This is a genomic window from Kitasatospora sp. NPDC048194 (assembly GCF_043202455.1).
GTDB lineage: Bacteria > Actinomycetota > Actinomycetes > Streptomycetales > Streptomycetaceae > Kitasatospora.
The window spans coordinates 107428-131207 of record NZ_JBIDAK010000015.1 but is presented as its reverse complement, the minus strand read 5'-3'; the positions used below and the strand labels follow the sequence as shown (position 1 = coordinate 131207).

The following is a 23780-nucleotide window of genomic DNA, read 5'->3' as shown; positions in this document are numbered from 1 at the left end:
ATGGCGCAAGCACCACGGACGGTCACCGTCCGAGCTGTTTCTCAAAAAAACATGGGGATGATCGGTTTCGACAGGGGATGTTGAAACAGGGGAAGCGAGCCGAGGAACGCGGCAATGATCTCGTTAACCACGTGTCGCAAAAAAATAATCGCCAACTCTAAGCGCGATTCCCAGCAGTTCGCTCTCGCTGCCTAATTAGCAGCGACAGCGCTTGGGTGTCAGACCGGGGAGTTCCCGACCCGGACCCTGGCATAATCTAGGGAACTCAACCGTCCGCCCGGGCTGCGAGGGCGGATGGGAAATCAAACAGCAGCTGGGCCTGTTGGCGGCTTGTCCGCGTGACCGCCAGGGCCGAGAAAAGCACAGCGGACTGCGCTCGGAGAAGCCCTGAATTGACTCCACTGGACCCGGGTTCGATTCCCGGCATCTCCACCACCCCATGTTCACACCGAAGGCCGTCCACCGCTCCGAGCGGGGGCGGCCTTCGGGTTTTCCGCGATCCCGGTGAGGCGCGGGCGCGCGCCCGGGCGTAGGATCATCCGTCCGCTCGTTTTCCGGAGCCGGATTCCGTCGCAACCCCCGAGGCCATGCAGAGCAACACGGACACCACCCCCACCGCCGACCACGAGAGCGTCCGCGAGCGCGAGATCGCCGGTGAGCAGCAGCACCTCGACACCGTCTACCACCGGCTGGAGGAGAAGCTCGCCGAGGCCGAGTACATCCTGGAGGACGCCGCCAAGCGGGTCCAGGTCGGCACTCCCGGCGCGCTCGCCGAGCGGGACGCCCAGGTCTACCGGGCCGGGGCCCACCTCCAACGGCTCAACAGCGAGTTCGAGGACTTCCTGTTCGGCCGGATCGACCTCCAGCGGGCCGACGCCCCGGAGGAGCACGGCATCCCCTCCAACACCCCGCTCGACCCGGCCGACCCGGCCGTCGCCGAAACCCTCCACATCGGCCGCCTGGGCGTGCTGGACGCCGAGTACGGCCCGCTGGTGATCGACTGGCGGGCCCCCGCCGCCGCGCCGTTCTACCGCGCCACCCCGGTCGAGCCGGGCCGGGTCATCCGCCGCCGGGTGATCCGCTCCAAGGGCCGCAAGGTGATCGGCGTCGAGGACGACCTGCTGCGCCCGGACCTCACCCCCACCCTGGACGGCCGGGAGCTGGCCGTGGTCGGTGACGGCGCGCTGATGGCCTCCCTCGGCCGCGCCCGCAGCCACTCGATGCGCGACATCGTCTCCTCGATCCAGAAGGAGCAGGACGAGGTGATCCGCGCCGCCGCGGCCGGTGCCACCCTCGTCACCGGCGGCCCCGGCACCGGCAAGACCGCCGTCGCCCTGCACCGCGCCGCCTACCTGCTCTACCAGGACCGCCGCCGCTACGCCGGGGGCATCCTGGTGGTCTCGCCGACCCCGCTGCTGGTCTCCTACACCGAGGGCGTGCTGCCCTCGCTCGGCGAGGAGGGGCAGGTCGCCATCCGGGCGGTCGGCTCGCTGGTGGACGGCATCGAGGCGGGGACCTACGACACCCCGGAGGCCGCCCGGGTCAAGGGCTCGGCCCGGATGGTCCAGCTGCTGCGCCGGGCCGCCCGGGCGGCGCTGGAGCTGGGCGCCCCGCAGGAGCTCAAGGTGGTCGCCCGCGGCGAGGTGCTGAAGCTGGACGCCGGCCGGCTGAAGGCCGTCCGCGGCAACGTCGTGGGCTCCGGCGGGACCCCGCTGAACCTGCTGCGCCCGCGCGCCCGCCGGCTGCTGCTGGACGCCCTGTGGCAGGAGGCGACCAGGCACCTGCCGAAGCCCGCCGACCACTACGCCCGCGAGCAGCGCCAGGAGGAGAAGGAGTCCTTCGACGAGTACGTCTCGGACGAGGCGTCGTTCCTGGACTTCCTGGACGCCTGGTGGCCGGCCCTGACCCCGCGCCGGGTGCTCGGGACGCTCAAGCAGAGCCGCCACACCAACCGGATCGCCCGCCGCGCCGTCACCCCGGACGAGGCCAGGCTGCTGGCGGCCTCCTGGCGCCACCTCTCCCCGGAGGGCGAGGGCGCGCTGTCCGCGCACGACGTGGCGCTGGTGGACGAGCTGCAGGTGCTGCTCGGCGAGCCGGCCCGGCCCAAGGTGCGCGAGGTGGACGCGGTGGACCTGCTCAGCGGGCTGGACGAGGTCACCACCTTCGCCGACCGCAGCGCCCGCCAGCGCGACCGCCAGCCGGTCGAGCGCAAGGAGTACGCCCACGTCATCGTGGACGAGGCGCAGGACCTCACCCCGATGCAGTGGCGGATGATCGGCCGCCGGGCCCGGATGGCCACCTGGACGATCGTGGGCGACCCCGCGCAGTCCTCCTGGCCGTTCCCGCAGGAGGCCCAGGCCGCGCTGGACGAGGTGCTGTCCGGCAAGCCGCGCCGCCGCTTCACGCTGACCGTCAACTACCGCAACCCGGCCGAGATCGCCGAGGTCGCGGCCAAGGTGCTGGCGCTGGCCGCGCCGGGCACCCCCTCGCCGAGCGCGGTGCGCCGGGTCGGCGTGGAGCCGCGCTTCGCGGCCGTCACCGACCCGTCGCCGGAGGCCTTCGGCAAGGCGGCCAGGGCGGAGCTGGAGCGGCTGCTGGGCGAGGTGGACGGCACCGTGGCGATCGTGGTCCCGATGGACCGCCGGGCCGAGGCGGCCGGCTGGGCCGAGGGCCTGGGCGAGCGCGTGGTGGCGCTGGGCAGCCTGGAGGCCAAGGGCCTGGAGTACGACGCGACGGTGGTCGCCGACCCGACCGGCATCGCCGGCGAGTCGGAGGCCGGCCTGCGGGTGCTGTACGTGGCGCTGACCCGGGCGACCCAGCGGTTGACCGTGCTGTCCGGCCCGGACGACCTGCCGGACGCGGACGGGGTGCCCGCGCTGCTGCACGGCTGACGCTGGTCCGGGCCGCCCGGTCCGGATCAGCACGAAGGCCCCTCACCGCTGGTGAGGGGCCTTCAGACGTTGGTGACACCGACCCGCCATGCTCGCCTCGCGGCAAGTGGTCCCTCGAAGGGACGAAGGTTGGGCCCGGGGGCTTGGATCGAGCCGGTGTCCCGTCCAATGTAACGCATCGGCCCGGAGAGGCAAGGAGTGGACGCGGGAGACCTCCGACGGGGGCTCCCGATTGTCGGATCCGCACACTCAATGAACGTTATTTCTGGCTACCCCTTGGAAGGTGCGACGATCGAGGTCTAGCATGCGCAGGCGATGCCTTCAACAAAATGTTGAGCCTGCGGGACAGACGGAAGAAGGAAGCGTCGATGGCGACGGTGCCCAGTGTCTCCAACTCGATCACGGTGCGGCTGGAGGTCCCGGCCCGCGGCAACGCGGTCAGCGCGATCACCACGGCCGTGGAGTCCTCCGGTGGATCGGTCACCGGTCTCGACGTCACCGCGTCCGGTCTGGAGGCGCTGCGGATCGACGTGACCGTGGCGGCTTCCTCGGTCGCCCACGGCGAGGAGATCGTCGAGAAGATCCGGGCGATCGACGGCGTGTCGATCGGCAAGGTCTCGGACCGGACCTTCCTGATGCACCTCGGCGGCAAGATCGAGATGTCCTCGAAGCTGCCGATCCGCAACCGTGACGACCTCTCGATGATCTACACCCCGGGCGTCGCCCGGGTCTGCATGGCGATCGCCGAGAACCCCGAGGACGCCCGCCGCCTCACCATCAAGCGCAACAGCGTCGCCGTGGTCACCGACGGCTCCGCCGTGCTGGGTCTGGGCAACATCGGCCCGGCGGCCGCGCTGCCCGTCATGGAGGGCAAGGCGGCCCTGTTCAAGCGCTTCGCCGGGATCGACGCCTGGCCGATCTGCCTGGACACCCAGGACACCGACGAGATCGTCGCCATCGTCAAGGCGATCGCCCCCGGCTTCGCCGGGATCAACCTGGAGGACATCTCCGCGCCGCGCTGCTTCGAGATCGAGGCCCGGCTGCGCGAGGCCCTGGACATCCCGGTCTTCCACGACGACCAGCACGGCACCGCGATCGTCGTGCTGGCCGCCCTCACCAACGCGCTGAAGGTGGTCGGCAAGGAGATCGGCGAGATCCGCGTGGTGATGTCGGGCGCCGGCGCCGCCGGCACCGCGATCCTGAAGCTGCTGATGGCCGCCGGCGTCGAGCACGCCACCGTGGCCGACGTGCACGGCGTGGTCCACCAGGGCCGTGAGGACCTCAACGACAGCCTGCGCTGGATCGCCGAGCACACCAACCGCTCGGGCCGCACCGGGAGCCTCAAGGAGGCCGTGGCGGGCGCCGACGTCTTCATCGGCGTCTCGGCCCCGAACGTGCTGGACGGCGACGACCTGGCCACCATGGCCGAGGACGCCATCGTCTTCGCGCTGGCCAACCCGGACCCGGAGGTCGACCCGAACATCGCCCGTCAGAGCGCCGCCGTGGTCGCCACCGGTCGCAGCGACTTCCCGAACCAGATCAACAACGTGCTGGTCTTCCCGGGCGTCTTCCGCGGCCTCCTGGACGCCCAGAGCCGTACGGTCAACACCGAGATGATGATCGCCGCCGCCCGGGCGCTGGCCACCACCGTCGCCGACGACGAGCTGAACGCCAACTACATCATCCCGAGCGTGTTCCACAAGGACGTCGCCAAGACCGTCGCCGCCGCGGTGCGCGACGCGGCCCTGGCCGGCGCCCAGGAGGACCCGGTCCCGTCCCGCCCGACCCCGGGCATCGTGGGCACCCTCGACACCTCCGCCTTCCCCGTCGTCAAGCTCTGACCGCCCGGCCCGCGGACGCGCCGCCGATCGGTCAAATGCCCGATTAGCGGTCATACCGGCCCAAGCCCGCCCCGAACCCTTGCGACACAAGGGCGAGGGGCGTGTTTGGGCTTGTCGTGCCTAGGGCGTACGGTAGCCCTGCACGGGGCAGGCGTGTCCGACAAGTACGGAACGTCCCCCTGGTCTTCCGGCGAGTCGTCCCGACCGCTGCCCGCTCCCGGTCCGCCGGAGCCGACGGAGTGTCACACCTCCAACGGGCGGGCGTCGTTCGGGTGGCCCGGCCGGGGCCCGATTGGCTTTCTCGGGGCCGGTCGGGGCAGGATTCGTTCCCAGGCGGGCGGGCGGGCCTTCGACGGCTCCGGCGCGCGGCATCGGGTACGGATCCGGCCTGCGACCACGCATTGCCTGCACGAGCACAGTGTGCGGACCTGCGGCCCATCCGGGTGCCCCCCGGTGGGAGCACCGATGGGCCCCCGCACACCGCAAGCGAACAGACCACAGGAGTACACATGAACCGCAGTGAGCTGGTGGCCGCGCTGTCCGAGCGCGCCGAGGTGACCCGCAAGGACGCCGACGCCGTTCTGGCCGCCTTCGCCGAGATCGTCGGCGAGGTCGTCGCCAAGGGCGACGAGAAGGTCACCATCCCCGGTTTCCTGACCTTCGAGCGCACCCACCGCGCTGCCCGCACCGCCCGCAACCCGCAGACCGGCGAGCCGATCCAGATCGCGGCCGGCTACAGCGCCAAGGTGAGCGCCGGCTCCAAGCTCAAGGAAGCCGCCAAGGGCGCCTGAACCACCCCTTGAACGCCCGAGAGGCCGGGCTCCCCGCTGGGGAGCCCGGCCTCTCGCCGTAGGGGCCGCCGGTCAGGCGTCGACCAGCTGCTCGCTGGGCAGCTCCACGTGGGCGCCCAGGTCGCGCAGCTTCTCCATGAAGTTCTCGTAGCCGCGGTTGATCAGGTCGATGCCGTGCACGGTCGAGGTGCCCTCGGCCGCCAGCGCCGCGATCAGGTACGAGAAGCCGCCGCGCAGGTCCGGGATGACCAGCTCGGCGCCGATCAGCTTGGACGGGCCGGAGACGACCGCGGAGTGCAGGAAGTTGCGCGCGCCGAAGCGGCACGGGGTGCCGCCCAGGCACTCGCGGTACAGCTGGATGTGCGCACCCATCTGGTTGAGCGCGCCGGTGAAGCCCAGGCGCGACTCGTACACCGTCTCGTGCACGATGGACAGCCCGGTGGCCTGGGTCAGCGCCACCACCAGCGGCTGCTGCCAGTCGGTCTGGAAGCCCGGGTGCACGTCGGTCTCCAGGGCGATCGCCTTGAGCTCGCCGCCCGGGTGCCAGAAGCGGATGCCCTCGTCGTCCACCTCGAAGGCGCCGCCGACCTTCCGGAAGGTGTTCAGGAAGGTCATCATCTCCAGCTGGCGGGCGCCGCGGACGTAGATGTCGCCCTTGGTGGCCAGCGCCGCGCAGGCCCAGGAGGCGGCCTCCAGGCGGTCCGGCAGAGCGCGGTGGGTGTAGCCGCCCAGCTCGTCCACACCGGTGATCAGGATGGTGCGGTCGGTGCCCAGCGTGATGATCGCGCCCATCTTCTGCAGCACGCAGATCAGGTCGACGATCTCCGGCTCGATGGCCGCGTTGCGCAGCTCGGTGACGCCCTCCGCGAGGACGGCGGTGAGCAGCACCTGCTCGGTCGCGCCGACGGACGGGTAGGGCAGCTCGATCTTGGTGCCGCGCAGCCGCTGCGGGGCGACCAGGTAGGTGCCCTGGGGGTGCTTCTCGATGGTGGCGCCGAACTGGCGCAGCACCTCGAAGTGGAAGTCGACCGGACGGCCGCCGATGTCGCAGCCGCCGAGGCCGGGGATGAAGGCGTGGCCGAGGCGGTGCAGCAGCGGGCCGCAGAACAGGATCGGGATCCGCGAGGAGCCGGCGTGCGCGTCGATGTCGGCGACATTGGCGCTCTCGACGTGCGACGGGTCGAGGATCAGCTCGCCGTCCTCGTCGCCGGTGCGCACGGTCACGCCGTGCAGCTGCAGCAGGCCGCGGACCACCTTGACGTCGCGGATGTCCGGGACGTTGCGCAGTCTGCTGGGGCCCTGGCCGAGGAGGGCGGCGACCATGGCCTTGGGGACCAGGTTCTTCGCACCGCGGACGCGGATCTCGCCTTCGAGCGGGTTTCCGCCGTGGACCAGCAGGACGTCGTCGGTCATCGTTCTCGCAATCCGGGGTGCCAGAGGAGTGGGACGGGCTCCGGTCGGGAGCCGCTGGTGGACCGGTGGTACGGGCGTACGGGCGCGTTCGGGCCCCCGGAGAATCCGAGTCGGCACCGTAGAGGGGCGTCCACCATCCGTAGATGGTAGTGGGCGTGCCGATGGTTCCCGTGAGCCTCTCCCGTGATGGTGCTCTCTCCCGGGCCGCTCCCGCCCGCCGATACGGCCGTACGGGTGCTCGTCCGGCGTGGCGGGGTTTGGAGTGTTGCGGTGTCCGACCGGTGCTGTTCTGCGGGATCATGTGAGGCATGACGGCGGCCCATTCGCACGGAGGCCGGTCGCACACCGGCCGTCTGCTCGTCGCGACGCCCCTGCTCACCGACCCGAACTTCGCCAGAGCGGTGGTGCTCCTCCTCGACCACGACGTCGAGGGGGCGCTCGGCGTGGTCCTCAACCGGCCCACGCCGGTCGAGGTGGGCAGCGTGCTCGACGGCTGGAGCAGACTCGTCGGGCAGCCCGCGGTGGTCTTCCAGGGCGGCCCGGTGGCGCTGGACTCGGCGCTGGGCCTGGCCGTCGCACCGGGGGAGCCGGGCGGCGGGGAGCCGCTGGGCTGGCGGCGGGTGCACGGCGCGATCGGCCTGGTGGACCTGGAGGCGCCGCCCGAGGTGCTGGCCGGTGAACTGGGCAGCCTGCGGATCTTCGCCGGGTACGCCGGCTGGTCCCCGGGCCAGCTGGAGGCCGAGCTGGAGACCGGCGCCTGGTACCTGGTGGACTGCGAGCCGGGCGACGTCTCCAGCCCCGAGCCGGAGCGGCTGTGGCGCTCGGTGCTGCGGCGCCAGCGCGGGCCGCTGGCGCTGCTGGCGACCTACCCGGACGACCCGACGCTGAACTGACGCCCGCCCGGTGCCGCGCCGGTCGGACCGGTCGCCCGCGCGACACTGGCCGGGTTTCCGCGGGCGCCCATAGACTTGTCTCCTATGAGCACTCTTGAGCCCGAGCGCGGCCTCGGCACCGGCACCCTGGTCGAGCCCGTCCCGCAGGTGTCCCACGGGGACGGCGACCACGAGCGCTTCGCGCACTACGTCCAGAAGGACAAGATCATGGAGAGCGCGCTCTCCGGATCCCCGGTGGTCGCGCTCTGCGGCAAGGTGTGGGTGCCCGGGCGCGACCCGAAGAAGTACCCGGTCTGCCCGATGTGCAAGGAGATCTACGACGGCATCGGGAAGCCGCAGGGCGGCGACGGCGACGACAAGTAGTCGTCGGCCGCGGGCGGAACGCCGTTTTTCATAGCGCCGTGTTTCCGCAATGGTCTATGCCAATCGCTGCGCAGATGGGCAGGATGTCGGGATGGACCTCATCCCCGCACCGTCGAGTGCCGCCCGCCGCCCCGGCGAGGACTTCCCGCTGGACGCGACCACCACGCTGACCGCGCCGCCGGAGCTGGCCGACGCCGAGCGCTGGCTGCGCGGGACGCTCTGCGCCGCCACCGGGCTGCCGCTCGGCCCCGGCCGGCCGGGCACGGGCATCGAGCTGGTCCGGGACGACGCGCTGGCCGCCGAGGCGTACCGGCTCACGGTGCGTCCCGGCCACGTCCTGCTCGCCGCGGGCGGCCCGGCCGGTGCGCTGTGGGGCGGCCAGACCCTGCGGCGGCTGCTGGGGCCGGACGCCCACCGGCGTGCCCCGCTGCGCCGCGAGGGCTGGGTGCTGCCCGGCGTCGACATCGAGGACGCCCCCCGCTTCGGCTGGCGCGGCGTGCTGCTGGACGTCGCCCGGCACTTCCTGCCCAAGGCCGACCTGCTGCGCTTCGTCGACCTGCTGGCCGTGCACAAGCTCAACGTGCTGCACCTGCACCTGACCGACGACCAGGGCTGGCGGGTGGAGATCAAGCGCTACCCGAGGCTGACCGGACGCGGCGCCTGGCGGGAGCGCTCGATGGTCGGCTACCGGACCGGTCAGCGCCGCGACGACCGCCCGCACGGCGGCTACTACACCCAGGACGACCTGCGCGAGATCGTCGCCTACGCGGCCGCGCGCGGGATCACCGTCGTCCCGGAGATCGACCTGCCCGGGCACACCCAGGCCGCCGTCGCCGCCTACCCCGAGCTGGGCAACACCGACGTGGTGGACACCGCCGCGCTCGGGGTGTGGACCGACTGGGGGGTGAGCCACAACGTGCTCAACGCCTCCGAGGAGACCCTGCGCTTCTTCGAGGGCGTGCTGGAGGAGGTCCTGGAGCTCTTCCCCTCCGAGTTCGTCCACCTCGGCGGCGACGAGTGCCCCAAGGAGCAGTGGAAGGAGAGCGCCGCCGCGCAGGCCAGGATCCGCGAACTGGGCCTGGCCAACGAGGACGAACTGCAGAGCCACCTGATCCGGCACTTCGACCGCTGGCTGGCCGAACGCGGCCGCCGGCTGATCGGCTGGGACGAGATCCTGGAGGGCGGGCTGGCTCCCCGCGCGGCGGTGTCCTCCTGGCGGGGCTTCGGCGGGGGGATCACCGCCGCGCGGGCCGGCCACGACGTGGTGATGTGCCCGGAGCAGCACGTCTACCTCGACCACCGGCAGGCCGACGGGCCGGACGAGCCGATCCCGGTCGGCTTCGTGCGCACCCTGGAGGACGTCTACCGCTTCGAGCCCGTCCCGCCGCAGCTGGACGAGGCCGCGGCCCGGCACGTCATCGGCACCCAGGCGAACCTGTGGAGCGAGTTCGCGGACAGCGCCCGTGACCTCGACTACCGGGCCTTCCCCCGGCTGGCCGCCTTCGCCGAGGTCGCCTGGTCCGACCTGCCCGCCGAGCCGTCCGAACGGGACTTCGCGGGCTTCGAGCAGCGGCTGGCCGGGCACCTGCGGGTGCTGGACGCGCTCGGCGTCGAGTACCGCCCGGCCGACGGCCCGCTGCCCTGGCAGCGGCGGCCCGGGGTGGCCGGCCGACCGATCGACGGGCCACCGCCGGTGCGCTGACCGGGCCCGCCGCGGATGTGCCGGCGGCGGTCGGAGCGGGTCGCGGGAACTTCCGGGCGGTCGCCCGACGTCAAGAACAGATGAACATCTGCCCAGGCCCTGCCCGGGCCGTGGCAGATACCGCCCGGTTTCGGTCCCAATCGGGCAGCCCCGTTCGCCGGTCCCGGAATGATCATCGAGCATTGTGTGCCAGAGTTGCCCAACCCGGCCCGATCGCCCGTACCCTACGGGCCAGACCGGGCTGCTGACGCGGACAGCATGGCCGCAGCCGCGGGCGGCAGGCGATCGATGAGCAAGTGGAGCACGGTGGGACCCAGGTGAACCGGACGATCATGCTGCCGGCCTCGCTCGACGAGGCCGTCGACGCGCTGGCCGCCGCCCCGGCCGCGGTACCGGTGGCCGGAGCCACCGACCTCATGGAAGCCGTCAACGCCGGCCGGCTGCGCCCCGCCGCCCTGGTAGGCCTCGGCCGGATCACCGAACTGCGCGGCTGGCGCTACGAGGACGGCGGCACCGCCGTCCTCGGCGCCGGACTCACCCACGCCCGGATGGACCGCCCCGACTTCGCCGCGCTCATCCCCGCGCTCGCCGACGCCGCCCGCACCGCCGGCCCCCCGCAGGTCCGCAACGTCGGCACCCTCGGCGGCAACATCGTCACCGCCGCCCCGGCCGGCGACACCCTCCCGGTGCTCGCCGCCCTGGAGGCCGTCGTCACCCTCGCCCGGGCCGGCGGCAGCCGGGAGGTGCCGGTCAGTCACCTGCTCACCGGCCTGGACCCGGTGCGCCCCGGCGAACTGCTCACCTGGGTGCGGGTACCGCTGCTGCACGCGCCGCAGGTCTTCCTCAAGGCCACCGGCCGCAGCGGCCCGGACCGCGCCACCGCCTCCGTCGCCCTCGTCCTCGACCCGGCCCGGCGCGCCGTGCGCTGCGCCGTCGGAGCCGTCGCCCCGGTGCCGCTGCGCCCGCTGGAGGCCGAGGCCTGGGTGGCCGGCTGCATCGACTGGGACGGCAGCCGGGAGATCGACCCGGCCGCCACCGCCGCCTTCGGCGAGTACGTGGCCGCCGCCTGCGTGCCCGACAACTACGGCGCCGAGGGCGCCTGGGAGGCCGTGACCGAGGGGCCGACCGCGGCCGCCGTTCGGCTGCGGCGTACCGTATCGGTGCTGGCCCGACGGGCACTGGGAAGGGCGCTGAAGTGACGACAGACCCCATCGAGACCCTCGACGCCGACCCGCTCGGCCTCGCTCCGCAGGTCACCCGTGAGCTGCGCCCGTGCGCCTCCTACACGCTGCGGGTCAATGGTTTCGAACGGCCCGTCACCGACGCCTGGATCGGCGAGAGCCTGCTCTACGTGCTGCGCGAGCGGCTCGGCCTGGCCGGCGCCAAGGACGGCTGCGAGCAGGGCGAGTGCGGCGCCTGCTCGGTGCAGGTGGACGGCCAGCTGGTGGCGGGCTGCCTGGTCCCCGCCGCGCTGGCCGCGGACAGCGAGATCAACACCGTCGAGGGCCTGTCGGCCGACGGCGGCGCGAGCGACGTCCAGCAGGCCCTGGCCGCCTCCGGGGCCGTCCAGTGCGGCTACTGCACGCCCGGCATGGCGATGGCCGTGCACGACCTGCTCCAGCGCAACCACCGGCCCACCGAGGTCGAGGCCCGGCAGGCGCTGTGCGGCAACCTCTGCCGCTGCACCGGCTACCGGGGCGTCCTGGCCGCCGTCCAGAGCGTCGCCGACGCCCGGGCCCTGGAGGCCGAGGAGGCGGAGGAGGCCGCCGCGGCCGAGCAGTCGGCCGCCGAGGCCCCCGTCGAGGTGCCGGCCGATCGGCCCGCCGCCGCGGAGCCCGAGCCGGCCGCCGAGCTGCCGGTCCACACCGACGCCGACGCCTGGATCGAGCACGTCCCCCAGCCGGCCGCCGAGCCGGCCCCCGCGCCCGCCCCGGCCGACCCCGGGTACACCGACCCCGGATACGCCGACGGCGGCTACGACACCGGCGTGTACGACACCGCCCCGCCGGCCGCGATGCACCCCGGCATCCCCGCCCAGGCCACCGGCGACCAGGTCTACTACCCGCAGGGCTACCCCGAGCAGCCCTACCAGGCCACCCCCGCGCACGGCGGCTACGTGCCGGCCGGCTACCCGGACGGCCACCAGCCGCCGAACGGCTACGACAGCGGCTACGACACCGGCTACGACGCCCCGGTCTACGAGCCCACCCCCGCGCACGGCACCCCGTTGCCCGGTACCGGCTACGACGGAACCCCCGCGCACGGCACCCCGTTGCCCGGTACCGGCTACGAGGGCACGCCCGCGCACGGCACCGCGCTGCCCGGTACCGGTTACGACGGAACCCCTGCGCACGGCACCCCGTTGCCCGGTACCGGCTATGACGGCATGCCCGCGCACGGCACCCCGTACGCCGACCCGCACGGTGCCCCGGCCGAGGGCGGTGCCCCGGCCGGCATCCCGTACACCGCCACCCCCGCCCACGGCACCCGCCTCCCCGAGGACGACCACGCATCATGACGTCGCCTACCGACATCGGCGCAGCACTCCAGCAGGACGGCGGCGAGGGCGGCGCACCGGAGCCCTTCGGCCTGGGCAGCTCACCGCTGCGCACCGACGCGCTGCCCAAGGCGCTCGGCATCTACCCCTACGCCGCCGACCTGTGGGCCGAGGGCCTGCTGTGGGGCGCGGTGCTGCGCTCCCCGCACCCGCACGCCCGGATCCGCGGCATCGACACCTCGGCCGCACTGGCCCTGCCCGGCGTGCACGCGGTGGTCACCGCCGCCGACCTGCCGCCCGGCCCGGACGGCGCCCCGGACGGTGCCCCGGCCGGCCCGATCGTCGCCGACCGGCCGGTGCTGGCCTCCGGCGTGGTGCGCCACCACGGCGAGCCGATCGCCGCGGTGGCCGCCGACCACCCGGACACCGCCCGGCTGGCGGTCGGTCTGATCGCCGTCGACTACGAGCTCCTGGAGGCGGTGACCGACCCCGAGCAGGCCTTCACCGCGCCGCCGCTGCACCCGGACGGCAACCTGTTCCGCCACCTGCCGCTGCGCACCGGGGACCCGGAGGCGGTCGGCGAGATCGTCGTCGAGGGCCTCTACCAGGTCGGCCGGCAGGACCCGGCCCCGCTCGGCGCCGAGGCCGGGCTGGCCGTGCCGCGCCCGGACGGCGGGGTCGAACTGCACCTGTCCTCCACCGACCCGCACGGCGACCGCGACCGCACCGCCGCCTGCCTGGGCCTGGAGCCGGACCGCGTCCGGTTGGTGGTCACCGGCGTGCCCGGCGCCACCACCGACCGCGAGGACCTCTCCTTCCAGGTCACCCTGGCCCTCCTGGCGCTGCGCACCGGCCGCCCGGTGAAGATGACGCTGACCCGCGAGGAGTCCTTCCACACCCACACCTCGCGCCACCCCGCGCTCCTGCGCTACCGCCACCACGCCGACGCGGACGGCACCCTGGTGAAGGTCGAGGCGCAGATCCTGCTGGACGGCGGCGCCTACGCGGACGTCTCCGCCGAGGCGCTGGCCGCCGCGACGGCCTTCTCGGTCGGCCCGTACGTCTGCCCGAACGTGTTCGTGGACGCCTGGGCGGTGCGCACCAACAACCCGCCGGCCGGGCGGATGCGCGGCGAGGGCGCGTTGCAGGCCTGCTTCGCGTACGAGTCGCAGCTGGACCAACTGGCCGCCCGGGTGGGCGTGGACCCGGTGGAGATCCGCCGCCGCAACGCGATGTCCACCGGCGACCCACTGCCCACCGGACAGGCCGTCACCTGCCCGGCGCCGGTGAAGGCGCTGCTGGACGCGGTGGCGGCCGAGCCGCTGCCGGCCCTGCCGGTGGACGACCCGGACGCCGAGTGGCTGCTGCCCGGCGGGCCCGGCGGCGCCGGGGACCCGTCCGCGGTGCGCCGGGGCATCGGCTACGCCGTCGGCATGGTGCACATGCTGGGCGCCGAGGGCGAGGACGAGGTCTCCACCGCCACCGTGCGGGTCAGCGGCGACCACGCCACGGTGATCTGCGCGGCGGTCGACGCCGGGCAGGGCTTCGCCACGCTGGCCCGGCAGATCGTGCAGACGGTGCTGGGCGTCAGCGAGGTCTACATCGCCCCGGCCGACAGCGACCAGTCGATCGCCGGGCCCTCGGCCCGGGGCCGGCACACCTGGGTCTCCGGTGGCGCGGTCGAGCGGGCCGCCCTGATGGTCCGTCACCAGCTGCTGCAGCCGATCGCGGCCAACTTCGGGATGTCCGCGGAACTGCTGCAGATCGCCGACGGCAAGATCACCTCGTACGACGGGGTGCTCGGCATGCCGGTCGCCGAGGCGCTGGAGGGCAAGGAGCTCTGGGCCACCGCGCAGTGCCGGCCGCACCCGACCGAGCCGCTGGACGAGTCCGGGCAGGGCGACGCCTTCGTCTCCATCTCCTTCTGCGCGATGCGCGCGGTGGTCGACGTGGACATCGAGCTGGGGGCCGTCCGGGTGGTCGAGATGACCGTGGCCCAGGACGTCGGCCGGGCGCTGAACCCCCGCCAGATCGAGGACCGGATCGAGGCCGGCGTGGCCCAGGGCGTGGGCCTGGCGCTGATGGAGGATCTCCGGACCTCCGGCGGCGTGCTGTGCAACCCCTCGCTGACCGGTTACCGGCTGCCGACCTCCCTGGACACCCCGGAGGTGCGGATCGCCGCGCTGCTGGAGGAGCGGGACGTGGTCGCCACGTTCGGCGCCAAGGCGGTCAGCGCGGTGCCCGCGGTGGTCGCTCCGGCGGCGGTGGCCGCCGCCGTCCGGGCCGCCACCGGCCTGCCGGTCGGCCGGCTGCCGATCCGGCCGGAGGACGCGGTCACGGCCTGACCGGAAAGCGGGAAAAGGGAATTGCCGGTCGACTTCCGAGTCGACCGGCAATTCCCTTTTCTTCGAGGCCGTGGCGGGAATCGAACCCGCGTGCACCGCTTTGCAGACGGTCCCCTCAGCCACTCGGGCACACGGCCAGTGAATTCAGGATGGCGCAGTGTCCGAATGGGGTCAATGACGCTTTGTAAATTCTGTATGGCAATGTGTGCTACCGTCGGAAGCGGTGGCTGCTTTTCCCGCCACTCCGGACGAGCGCGTCGTACCCGGTGACGACAAGACGACGCAGTTCAGCGGCAATCCGGCCGCTGTGGACTGCGGAGGTACGGCCGTCATGGCTTGGCTCGTTCTGATCGTCTCGGGTCTCCTGGAGACCGTCTGGGCGGTGGCCCTGGATTCGTCCAAGGGGTTCTCCCGCCCCGTTCCCACCCTGGTGTTCGGCGTCGCCCTGCTGCTCAGCATGGGCGGTCTGGCGTACGCGATGCGCACCATTCCGATCGGCACCGGGTACGCGGTGTGGGTCGGCATCGGTGCGGTCGGCACCGCCCTGTACGGCATGGCCGTCCTCGGGGACGCGGTGACCATGGCCCGGGTCGGCTGCCTGGTGCTGATCGTCGCGGGCGTGGTGGGGCTCAAGGTCCTGCACTGAGGCCGGCGCGCGAGACCGCCCGCCGGTCCTAGGCCTGCGGACGGAGGCGATCACCGACTCCGGTCAGGGGCTATCCGGGCGGACGGCTCTTACGATGTCAGTCATGACCACTGCCTCCTCCACCTCGGTCGACCCCACCTCGATACCCGACGGAACCGACTCCGGTGGCGGAGTCCTCAGCGGCCGCTACCGCGCGCTGACGCTGGGGATCGTCTCGGTGGTCCTGGTGATCGCCTTCGAGGCGACGGCCGTCAACACCGCGATGCCGACCGCGGCCCGCCAGCTGGACGGCCTGGGGCTGTACGCCTTCGCCTTCTCCGGCTACTTCACCACCACGCTGTTCGCGCTGGTCGTCTCCGGGCAGTGGTGCGACCGGCGCGGGCCGCTGCGGCCGCTGTTCACCGGCATCGCGGTGTTCGGCGCCGGCCTGGTGGTGGCCGGGACGGCACCCGGCATGTGGGTGTTCGTGGCCGGGCGGGCGATCCAGGGCCTCGGCGGCGGACTGGTGATCGTGGCGCTGTACGTGGTGGTCGGCCGGGCCTACCCGGAGCGGCTGCGGCCGGCGGTGTTCGCCGCGTTCTCCTCCGCCTGGGTGCTGCCCTCGATCATCGGGCCGCTGGTCTCCGGGGCCGTCACCCAGCACCTGGGGTGGCGCTGGGTGTTCCTGGCGGTGCCGGTGCTGCTCCTGCTGCCGCTGGCCGTGATGGGCCCCGCGCTGGCCCGTTCCGAGCGGGAGCACCCGGTGCTCAGGGGCGCGGACTTCGACCGTCGCCGCACCCTGCTGGCCGCGATGGCCGCGGTCGGCGCGGGCCTGCTGCAGTACGCGGGCCAGCGGCGGGACCTGGTCGGGCTGGTCCCCGGGATCGCCGGCGCGGCGCTGCTGGTTCCGGCCGTCCTGGGCCTGCTGCCGCCGCGGACCCTGCGGGCCGGGCGCGGGCTGCCGACGGTCATCCTGCTGCGCGGGCTGGCGGCCGGGGCGTTCCTCGGGGCCGAGGCCTTCGTGCCGCTGATGATGACCACCCAGCGCGACCTCTCGCCGACGCTGTCCGGGCTGACCCTGACCAGCGGCGGGCTCACCTGGGCGCTGGGCTCCTGGCTGCAGGGGCGGCCGGGGGCCGAGCGGCACCGCGAGGCGATGATCAAGGGCGGCCTGGTGCTGACCGGGGTGGCGATCGCCGGTGCCGCCCTGGTGCTGGTCCCGGCGGTGCCGGCCTGGGTGGCGTCGGTGGCCTGGGCCGTCGGCGGGGTCGGGATGGGCCTGGCGGTCGCGACCATCAGCGTGCTGATGATGAAGCTGTCCGCTCCGCAGGACGCCGGGGCCAACTCGGCGGCCCTGCAGATGAGCGATGCGCTGGGCAACGTGCTGCTGACGGGCCTGGCGGGGGTGCTGTTCGCGGCGCTGGGCGGCGGCTCGCTCGCCGCCGCCCAGGACGGTGCCGACGCTGCCGGCTCGCCCGCCGCCTTCGCGGTGATCCTGCTGGTGATGGCCGGGGTGGCGCTGCTGGGGGCGCTGCTCTCCGGCCGGGTCCGCACCCGGTCCTGACGGTCAGCCGACGGCGGCGGCCGTGGCGGTGGCGGTGGGAGAGGGCGCGGGGGCCGGGGGCGCCGCCGGGGTGCCGAGGAAGTTCTCCCAGCCGCCGGTCGGCGCCTGCCCGGGGGCGAGGCTCTGCAGCTTGCGCAGCACCGCGGGGTCCTGGGCGTCGAGCCAGTCCACCAGCTGGCGGAAGGAGACCAGCCGCACCTCGGGCTTGTCCGCGATGGCCTTGAGCACGTCCTCGACGGCGTTCATGTAGATGCCGCCGTTCCACTCCTCGAAGTGGTTGCCGATGATGTACGGCGCCCGGTTGCTGTGGTAGGTGCGGTCGAAGCCCATCAGGTAGGCGTCCCGGGCCTGGGCCTGGAAGCCGGGGTAGAGCGCCGGGTCGGCCTTGGTGTTGGGGCCGCACTGGTTGAACATGATGTTGTAGTCCATCGACAGCACCTGGAAGGTGTGCCCGGGGAAGGGGATGGACTGCAGGGGGAGGTCCCACAGCGCGCCGCCCTGGATCTTCTGCGGCCACACCTGGGTGCCGTTGCCGCTGCTGTCGTAGCGCCAGCCGCGCTTGACCGCGGTGGGCAGCAGGTTGCGCTGGCCCTCAAGACAGGGGGTGCGGCTGCCGATCAGCTCCTTGCGGTAGTCGAAGGGCAGCGCCGGCAGGTCGGTGAAGCCGGTGTTGGTGCGCCAGTTCATCACGAAGTCCATGGCCTGCTGGATCTCGCTGTCCCACTCCTCCGGGGACCACTTGCCGACGCCGGTGGCGCCGCAGAAGTGGCCGTTGAAGTGGGTGCCGATCTCGTGGCCCTCCAGCCAGGCGGCGTGCACGTTCTCCAGGGTGTCGTGGATGTGCTGGTCGCTCAGGTAGCCGATCTCGGAGGCGCCGACCTTGTGCTGCGGCGGGCGGTACAGGTCCTTCTTGGACTCCGGCAGCAGGTAGAGCCCGCTGAGGAAGAAGGTCATCGAGGCGTTGTGCTCGCGGGCCAGCCGGCGGAAGCGGCCGAACAGGCCGTTGTCGAGCTCGCCGGCGCCGTCCCAGGAGAAGACCACGAACTGCGGCGGGCGCTGGCCGGGCTGGAGCCGGTCGGGGACGGGCTGGTGCGGCTGGGCGCCGGTGTCGGAGGTCGAGCCGTCGCCGATCAGGACGACCTGCGGCTTCTGCGGCGCCGGGGCCGGGACGGCGCTCGGCGCGTCGCCGGTCGGGCCGGTCGGGGCGCCGCCCGTCACGTGCTCCCCGCCGCCGCCCGACCGGTCGCTGCCGCAGCCGGCCGCGAGGGTGGCGGCGGTGGCCGCTCCGGCGGCCAACAGGCTGCGGCGGGTGAGAGCGTCCATGGTCACTCCGTTCATGAGGCGTTCGGCAGGCGTACGGCGTGCGGAAGTCCGGTCGGGCTGGAGGAGCGATAGAACCCACTCGGCTGGGCTTTGCTGGTCGGGTCAGCATGGCATGTGGGCGGAATCGGTCGGAGAGGCGCATCGAACGGTCGGAATCGATCGCCCGATTGACGCAACCGAACGGGTGGGCCACATCGTCGAGCTGTTCGAACGAGTGGTTCCGCGGAGCCCGTACGCGGAAGGCCCCCGTCACGCACGGTGCCCGGGCCCGCACCGGGCGCACGGGCGGGCCTCGCGACCCTGCCGATCGGCGGGTGCGAATACGACCCTGGTGCGGACGTGCCTTAGGGTCCGATCCGATTGAATGAGTTCCCAGGAAACTCCCAGGAAGCGGGATTCCGGTCGGCAGAGGGGAGCGCCCGTGGGCGTCCAGCACAGCAGGAGCCCCTGGCCGGGCACCCTGGCGGCCGGCACCGCGCTGGTGTTCGGCGCCTGGCTGCTGCACGACGGCGGCGCGCCGGTGCTGCCGCCCGCCCCGGCAGCGGGGCAGGCGCTGTCCGGCTTCGCGCCGGTCTCCGTCGTCCCGCCGCTCGGCCCGTCCGCCCCGACCCGGATCCGCATCCCGGCCGTCCGCCTGGACGCCCCCGTCACCGGACTCGGCCTGGACGCCGCCGGACACCTCCAGACCCCGCCCGAAGCCGACCGCAACCTCGCCGGGTGGTACCGCGGCGGCGCCACCCCGGGCCAGCGGGGAACCGCCATCCTGGCGGGCCACGTCGACACCAGGACCGGCCCGGCCGTCTTCTACCACCTGGGGGCGCTCCACCGCGGAGACCGGGTCGAGATCGCCCGGGCCGACGGCGCCACCGCCGTCTACCAGCTGTACGCCATCGAAGTGCACGACCGAAAGGACTTCCCGGACGACCGGGTGTACCGCCAGGCCTCCGACGCGCAACTGCGGGTGATCACCTGCGGCGGCGCCTACAGCGAGGAGCACGGCTACGAGGGCAACGTCGTCGCCTACGGCTTCCTGGCCGACACCACCCGGCCGGGCAAAGCCGCATGACCACGCTCACCCTCGCCATCCGCTGGAACCCGATCGACTGGCCGCTCACCCACGGCCCGATCCCCTACGCCGTGCTCGCCGCGGGCTGGGGGGCGTTCGCCCTGCTGGCCCTCTCCCGGCACGAGCGCTGGCGCGCCCCGCGGATGCTCGGCGCCCTGCTGGCGGGCGGCGCCCTGACCGCGCTGGTGAAGGTCGCCGTCGACAGCTGGTGGCGTCCCTTCCCGGAGGGCACGCCGGACTTCGTGATGCGCTGGGTAGCCGTCGCGCTGTTCGGCATATCCCTGCTCTGCTTCCGGGCGCCGCTGCTGTCCAACCGCCGCCGGCTGCTGGCGGTCGGCGGCGTCGCCCTGGTCGTGGTGATGGCCGCCTCGCAGATCAACCGGGGCTTCGACCAGTACCCGACCGCCCGGTCCATGCTGGCCCCGCCGACCGACGAGCTGACCAGGGGCCGGGCCGCCGCCGTCGTGGGGAGCGCGCCGGACCGCCCCCTCTCCGAGACCTGGCACGCGCCGCCCGGCCTGCCCGCCAAGGGCACCCTCTCCACCGTGACCATCCCCGGGCCCGCCTCCGGCTTCTCCGCCCGGCCGGGGTACGTCTACCTGCCGCCCGCCTACCAGGCCGACCCCCGGCCGCTGCTGCCCGTCGTGGTGCTGCTGCCCGGCCAGCCCGGCGCCCCGGAGGACTGGGTCAACTCCGGAGCCATCCGGGACACCCTGGACGCCTTCGCCGCCGAGCACCAGGGCCTGGCCCCGATCGTCGTGGTCGCCGACGAGACCGGCGGCCAGTTCTCCAACCCGCTCTGCATGGACTCGCGGATCGCCAAGTCGCAGACCTACCTGGCCGTCGACGTCCCGGACTGGATCCACCGCAACCTGCAGACCGCCACCGGCCGCACCTCGCTCGCCATCGGCGGGCTCTCGCTCGGCGGGACCTGCTCGCTCCAGCTGGCCCTCAACGCCCCGGACGTGTACGGCGCCTTCCTGGACATCTCCGGCCAGGACGAGCCGACCCTGGGCAGCCACGGCGAGACGGTGGCCAAGGCCTTCGACGGGGACGAGAACGCCTTCGCCGCCGTCGACCCGATGCACCTGATGACCCGCAGGCAGTTCCCCGACACCGCCGGCATGTTCGTGGTCGGCGCCGACGACCCGTGGTACCGGCCGGGACAGGAGAAGATGTACGCGGCGGCGCAGGCGGCCGGGATGAAGGTCGGCTTCCAGACCATTCCCGGCTGGCACAGCTGGGTGGTGTTCCGGCAGGCCTTCGAGCAGAACCTGCCCTGGCTCGCCCGGCAGAGCGGACTGATCCGGTGAACCGCACCCTGGCGGCCCCGGCGGCTTCCGCGGCGCCCGCGGACCCCGTGGTCCAGGCCCCGCCGCCGGCCGCCGAGCGCGGGCGGGACGCCGACCTCGCCCCGGTCACCCGGACGGCCGGGCCGCGGCCGCAGCGGGTGCGGCGGGCGGCCCGGGCACTCGGCGACCGGCTGCGCGCGGCGCCGCTGAGCCTGGCGCTGCTGGCCGCGCTCTGGGCGCTCGGCGCGGCCACCGGGAGCCTGTCCGCCGGGCCGTCCCGGCGGCTGCTCGGCCACGCAGGCGTCGGCCTGCCCACCCTCGCCGAGGGCCGCTGGTGGACACCGGTGACCTCCCTGCTGTGGTGCTCGGGGATCGGCGCGTACGTCTTCACCAGCCTGCTGCTGCTCCTGGTCGGCCCCGCGGCCGAACGGCGGCTCGGACGGCTGCGCACCCTCGGGGTGCTGGTGGGCGGCCAGGTCGTCGGCACCCTGCTGGGCGCCGGGCTGGTCGCGCTCGGCTCCGCGGCGGGGGAGCAGTGGACCGCCTCGGTGGCCGACCAGGTGTCGGTCGGCCCCGGCGTCGGACTGTTCGCCCTGGCCGGGGTGCTCGGCTACCGGCTCACCGTGCTGTGGCGCCGCCGGCTGCACCTGCTCGTGCTGCTCGTCCCGCTGGTCATGACGCTGTACGTCGGCCACCTGCAGAGCGTCCAGCGGTGCTCTGCCGCGCTGGTCGGGCTGGGCGTCGGCGCGCTGCTCAGCCGCGGCCGGCCCTACCTGCGCAGCCACGGCTCCTCGCACACCGAGACCCGGGTGCTGGTGGCGCTCTGCCTGGTCGCCGCCGCCTGCGGGCCGCTGATCGCCTCGCTCTACGACAACGCCAGCGGGCCGTTCAACACCTTCTCCGAGCTGTACTTCTCGCACCGGCTCAGCCCGGACGAGGTCGCCGACTTCTGCGCGGTGTCGGCGCACGAATGCGCCCGGGCGCACGCCGTCGAGCGGATCTTCGACACCCCGGGGCGGCTGATGGCCGCGCTGTTCCCGGCGCTGCTGCTGGTGCTCGCCGCGGGCCTGCGCCGGGGGCTGATCCTCGCCTGGCGGATCACCGTCGCCACCGAACTGCTCTGGGTGGCCCTGCTGGCCTGGCTGTACCTGGACGCCGGGCCGGTCAGCGGGGACGTGGTGCAGTACTTCGTCGAGGCGATGCTGCTGCCGCTGCTGACCACCGGCCTGCTGCTGGCCACCCGGCAGCGGTTCCGGGTGCGGCTGTCCGGCCGGGCGGTGCGCCGGCTGGCCGGGGTGGTCGGCGGGGCCGCGCTGCTCTGCTCGGCCGCGTACGTGGGACTCGGACGGCTGGTGGCCGGGCAGTTCGAGCCGGGGGCGACCGTCCGCCGACTGCTGCACGGGCTGCCGGCCCAGTTCCTGCCGCCCGCCTACAACGACCTGACGCCGGACTACCCGATCGCGGTCGGCCCGGTGGCGCTGTTCCTGGAGACGTACTGCGGGCTGGCGTTCTGGGTGGTCACGCTGGGCGCGCTGCTGACGGTCTTCCGCCGGCCGGTGCTGCACACCGACGCGGCGGCGACCGCCCGCGCCAGGGCGCTGCTCACCGCGCACGGCGGCGGCACGCTGTCCTTCATCACCACCTGGGACGGCAACCACTACTGGTTCGACGAGGACGGCCGCGCCGCCGTCGCCTACCGGCTGGTGGGCACCGTGGCCCTGACCACCGGGGACCCGTTCGGGGCCCCGGACGCACGGGCCGGCGCCGTGGTCGGCTTCGCCCGCCATTGCGACGCCCGGGGCTGGACGCCCTGCTTCTACAGCGTCTCCGCGGAGACCAGGGCCGCCGCCGCCCGGCTCGGCTGGCGTTCGGTGCAGGTCGCCGAGGACACCGTGGTGCCGCTGCCCGAGCTGGCGTTCACCGGCCGCAAGTGGCAGGACATCCGCACCGCCCTCAACAAGGCCGGCAAGCAGGGCATCACCGCGGAGTGGTGGGCGTACCCGCAGGCGCCGCTCGGGCTGCGCGACCAGATCCGGGCGATCTCCGAGGAGTGGGTCTCCGAGAAGGGCCTGCCCGAGATGGGGTTCACGCTCGGCGGGCTGGAGGAGCTGGACGACCCGGACGTACGGGTGCTGATCGCGGTGGACGCGCAGGGGACGGTCCACGGGCTGACCAGCTGGATGCCGGTGTACGAGGACGGCGTGCCGGTGGGCTGGACGCTGGACTTCATGCGGCGCCGCTCGGAGGGCTTCCGCGGCGTCAACGAGTTCCTGATCGCCTCGGCCGCGCTCGGCTTCCAGGGCGAGGGCGCGCGCTTCCTGTCGCTGTCGGGCGCCCCGCTGGCCCGCAGCGGGCAGGACGAGGAGCCCACCGGGCTGCAGCGGATGCTGGACGGGATGGGCAAGGTGCTGGAGCCGGTGTACGGCTTCCGCTCGCTGCTCGCGTTCAAGGCGAAGTTCCAGCCGGAGTACCGGCCGATGTACATGGCCTACCCGGACCCGGCCGCGTTGCCCGGCATCACCCGGGCGATCGGCAAGGCCTACCTGCCGCACCTGACGCCCGCCCAGGGCGTGCGGCTGATGCGCCGGCTGACGGGCTGAACGAACCGACGGGCCGAGCCGGCTGCCGGCCCCGGCGCCGCGCGGTGCGCCCCTTTCATGGAGGCCGGGGCGCTCAGTCGAGCAGCTGGGCGAGCGCGCGGTCGGCGTCCAGGTGCAGGTGCTCCTCGCCCTCGGCGACGAGCAGCCGGCTGCGCCCCAGGAAGCGCCGCAGGTCGGTGCTGGCGAACCGGAGCAGCGCGGTGCCCTCCGGGGCCCGCAGTTCGACCATGGTGTGCCGGCCGGGCGCGGGGCGGACGTGGACGTCGCCGACGCCGGCGGGCGAGTCCAGTCCCGCGGACAGCAGCTGACGGGCGAAGACCCAGACGATGTCCGCGCCGTGCCCGCCGTCCTCGGGGTCGTCCAGCGAGAACTCGGCGGGAAAGGCCATCCGGACCGCGAACGGGTCCTCCGGCCGGTAGGACAGCACCACCCGCAGCCGGGCGGAGCGGTGCGCGGAGAGGATCAGGTGGGCGTGGGCGGTGTCTTCGACGCGGTGGTGCACGGCGGGTCCCTTCGAGCGGTGGGGGCGGGGCGGCCTCACACCTGTGAGAGCGGTGGGACGGCTTCCGATTAC

General features: G+C 73.6%; 17 protein-coding genes, 1 tRNA gene, 1 other RNA gene and 1 riboswitch. Of the genes, 15 read left to right on the top strand and 4 right to left on the bottom strand.

The genetic code is table 11. The features are described 5' to 3' along the window. The first annotated feature begins 53 nt into the window (after positions 1–53). The 4 genes from ssrA to ACGF07_RS20015 all read left to right on the top strand — a co-directional run bounded on the left by ssrA (position 54) and on the right by ACGF07_RS20015 (position 5523). Positions 54–435, top strand: a transfer-messenger RNA (tmRNA) gene (gene ssrA, locus ACGF07_RS20030). A gap of 152 nt (positions 436–587) precedes the next feature. After that, positions 588–2891 (top strand): HelD family protein, encoded by a 2304-nt coding sequence (locus ACGF07_RS20025; protein WP_392900562.1) that lies wholly within the window; start codon positions 588–590, stop codon positions 2889–2891. Between the two features lie 368 nt (positions 2892–3259). Next, the gene (locus ACGF07_RS20020) at positions 3260–4732 is read left to right on the top strand and encodes an NAD-dependent malic enzyme (protein WP_350741089.1); all 1473 of its coding nucleotides are present in this window, start codon (positions 3260–3262) and stop codon (positions 4730–4732) included. A gap of 509 nt (positions 4733–5241) precedes the next feature. After that, positions 5242–5523, top strand: a complete 282-nt coding sequence (locus ACGF07_RS20015; protein ID WP_030059737.1) for an HU family DNA-binding protein — start codon at positions 5242–5244, stop codon at positions 5521–5523. A gap of 72 nt (positions 5524–5595) precedes the next feature. Here the strand turns inward: ACGF07_RS20015 and murA are convergent, their stop codons facing one another. Then, the gene (murA, locus tag ACGF07_RS20010) at positions 5596–6936 is read right to left on the bottom strand and encodes a UDP-N-acetylglucosamine 1-carboxyvinyltransferase (RefSeq protein WP_030283988.1); all 1341 of its coding nucleotides are present in this window, start codon (positions 6934–6936) and stop codon (positions 5596–5598) included. A gap of 308 nt (positions 6937–7244) precedes the next feature. On the opposite strand from murA, the gene ACGF07_RS20005 reads away from it, so the two are divergent. The 6 genes from ACGF07_RS20005 (at position 7245) to ACGF07_RS19980 (ending at position 14736) form a co-directional block, all read left to right on the top strand. Then, positions 7245–7829 carry a YqgE/AlgH family protein gene (locus ACGF07_RS20005; protein ID WP_350744859.1) on the top strand — a complete coding sequence of 195 codons (585 nt, stop codon included), beginning with the start codon at positions 7245–7247 and terminating at the stop codon, positions 7827–7829. A gap of 84 nt (positions 7830–7913) precedes the next feature. Continuing rightward, on the top strand, positions 7914–8192 hold the full coding sequence (locus ACGF07_RS20000) for a DUF3039 domain-containing protein (RefSeq protein WP_196947467.1): 279 nt from the start codon (positions 7914–7916) through the stop codon (positions 8190–8192). A 91-nt stretch (positions 8193–8283) separates the two neighbouring features. Beyond that, on the top strand, positions 8284–9894 hold the full coding sequence (locus tag ACGF07_RS19995) for a beta-N-acetylhexosaminidase (RefSeq protein ID WP_392900557.1): 1611 nt from the start codon (positions 8284–8286) through the stop codon (positions 9892–9894). 332 nt (positions 9895–10226) lie between these two features. Beyond that, on the top strand, positions 10227–11093 hold the full coding sequence (locus tag ACGF07_RS19990) for an FAD binding domain-containing protein (protein WP_350744877.1): 867 nt from the start codon (positions 10227–10229) through the stop codon (positions 11091–11093). Continuing rightward, a complete protein-coding gene (locus tag ACGF07_RS19985; protein ID WP_392900554.1) occupies positions 11090–12412 on the top strand; it encodes a 2Fe-2S iron-sulfur cluster-binding protein in 1323 nt (440 codons plus the stop codon). Before ACGF07_RS19990 ends, ACGF07_RS19985 begins: the two co-directional genes overlap by 4 nt. Further along, positions 12409–14736: a xanthine dehydrogenase family protein molybdopterin-binding subunit gene (locus ACGF07_RS19980; protein WP_350744863.1), complete on the top strand. Its 2328-nt coding sequence runs from the start codon at positions 12409–12411 to the stop codon at positions 14734–14736. Before ACGF07_RS19985 ends, ACGF07_RS19980 begins: the two co-directional genes overlap by 4 nt. Positions 14737–14801: 65 nt before the next feature. Here ACGF07_RS19980 and ACGF07_RS19975 read toward each other — a convergent pair. Further along, a tRNA-Cys gene (locus ACGF07_RS19975) sits at positions 14802–14873 on the bottom strand. Positions 14874–14956: 83 nt separating this feature from the next. Beyond that, positions 14957–15023, top strand: a riboswitch (guanidine-III (ykkC-III) riboswitch). Between the two features lie 44 nt (positions 15024–15067). Between ACGF07_RS19975 and ACGF07_RS19970 the strand changes: the two genes are divergently transcribed. Next, positions 15068–15382 (top strand): DMT family transporter, encoded by a 315-nt coding sequence (locus tag ACGF07_RS19970; protein ID WP_392900551.1) that lies wholly within the window; start codon positions 15068–15070, stop codon positions 15380–15382. Positions 15383–15485: 103 nt separating this feature from the next. Beyond that, positions 15486–16925 (top strand): MFS transporter, encoded by a 1440-nt coding sequence (locus tag ACGF07_RS19965; RefSeq protein WP_392900548.1) that lies wholly within the window; start codon positions 15486–15488, stop codon positions 16923–16925. A 3-nt stretch (positions 16926–16928) separates the two neighbouring features. Here the strand turns inward: ACGF07_RS19965 and ACGF07_RS19960 are convergent, their stop codons facing one another. After that, on the bottom strand, positions 16929–18248 hold the full coding sequence (locus tag ACGF07_RS19960) for a hypothetical protein (RefSeq protein WP_392900545.1): 1320 nt from the start codon (positions 18246–18248) through the stop codon (positions 16929–16931). A 421-nt stretch (positions 18249–18669) separates the two neighbouring features. Here ACGF07_RS19960 and ACGF07_RS19955 point away from each other — a divergent pair, with 421 nt between their 5' ends. The 3 genes from ACGF07_RS19955 to ACGF07_RS19945 are packed head-to-tail and all read left to right on the top strand — an operon-like array spanning position 18670 to position 23206. Continuing rightward, complete coding sequence (locus tag ACGF07_RS19955) at positions 18670–19314, top strand: class F sortase (RefSeq protein ID WP_392900542.1); 645 nt, start codon at positions 18670–18672, stop codon at positions 19312–19314. Further along, positions 19311–20627, top strand: coding sequence for an alpha/beta hydrolase (locus ACGF07_RS19950; RefSeq protein ID WP_392900539.1), 1317 nt, complete (start codon positions 19311–19313; stop codon positions 20625–20627). Before ACGF07_RS19955 ends, ACGF07_RS19950 begins: the two co-directional genes overlap by 4 nt. Beyond that, entirely contained in the window at positions 20624–23206 is a 2583-nt protein-coding gene (locus ACGF07_RS19945) for a bifunctional lysylphosphatidylglycerol flippase/synthetase MprF (protein ID WP_392900535.1), read from the top strand. Before ACGF07_RS19950 ends, ACGF07_RS19945 begins: the two co-directional genes overlap by 4 nt. 73 nt (positions 23207–23279) lie before the next feature. On the opposite strand, the gene ACGF07_RS19940 is transcribed toward ACGF07_RS19945, so the two are convergent. After that, positions 23280–23708 carry an SsgA family sporulation/cell division regulator gene (locus tag ACGF07_RS19940; RefSeq protein WP_350739320.1) on the bottom strand — a complete coding sequence of 143 codons (429 nt, stop codon included), beginning with the start codon at positions 23706–23708 and terminating at the stop codon, positions 23280–23282. Between the last annotated feature and the right edge of the window lie 72 nt (positions 23709–23780).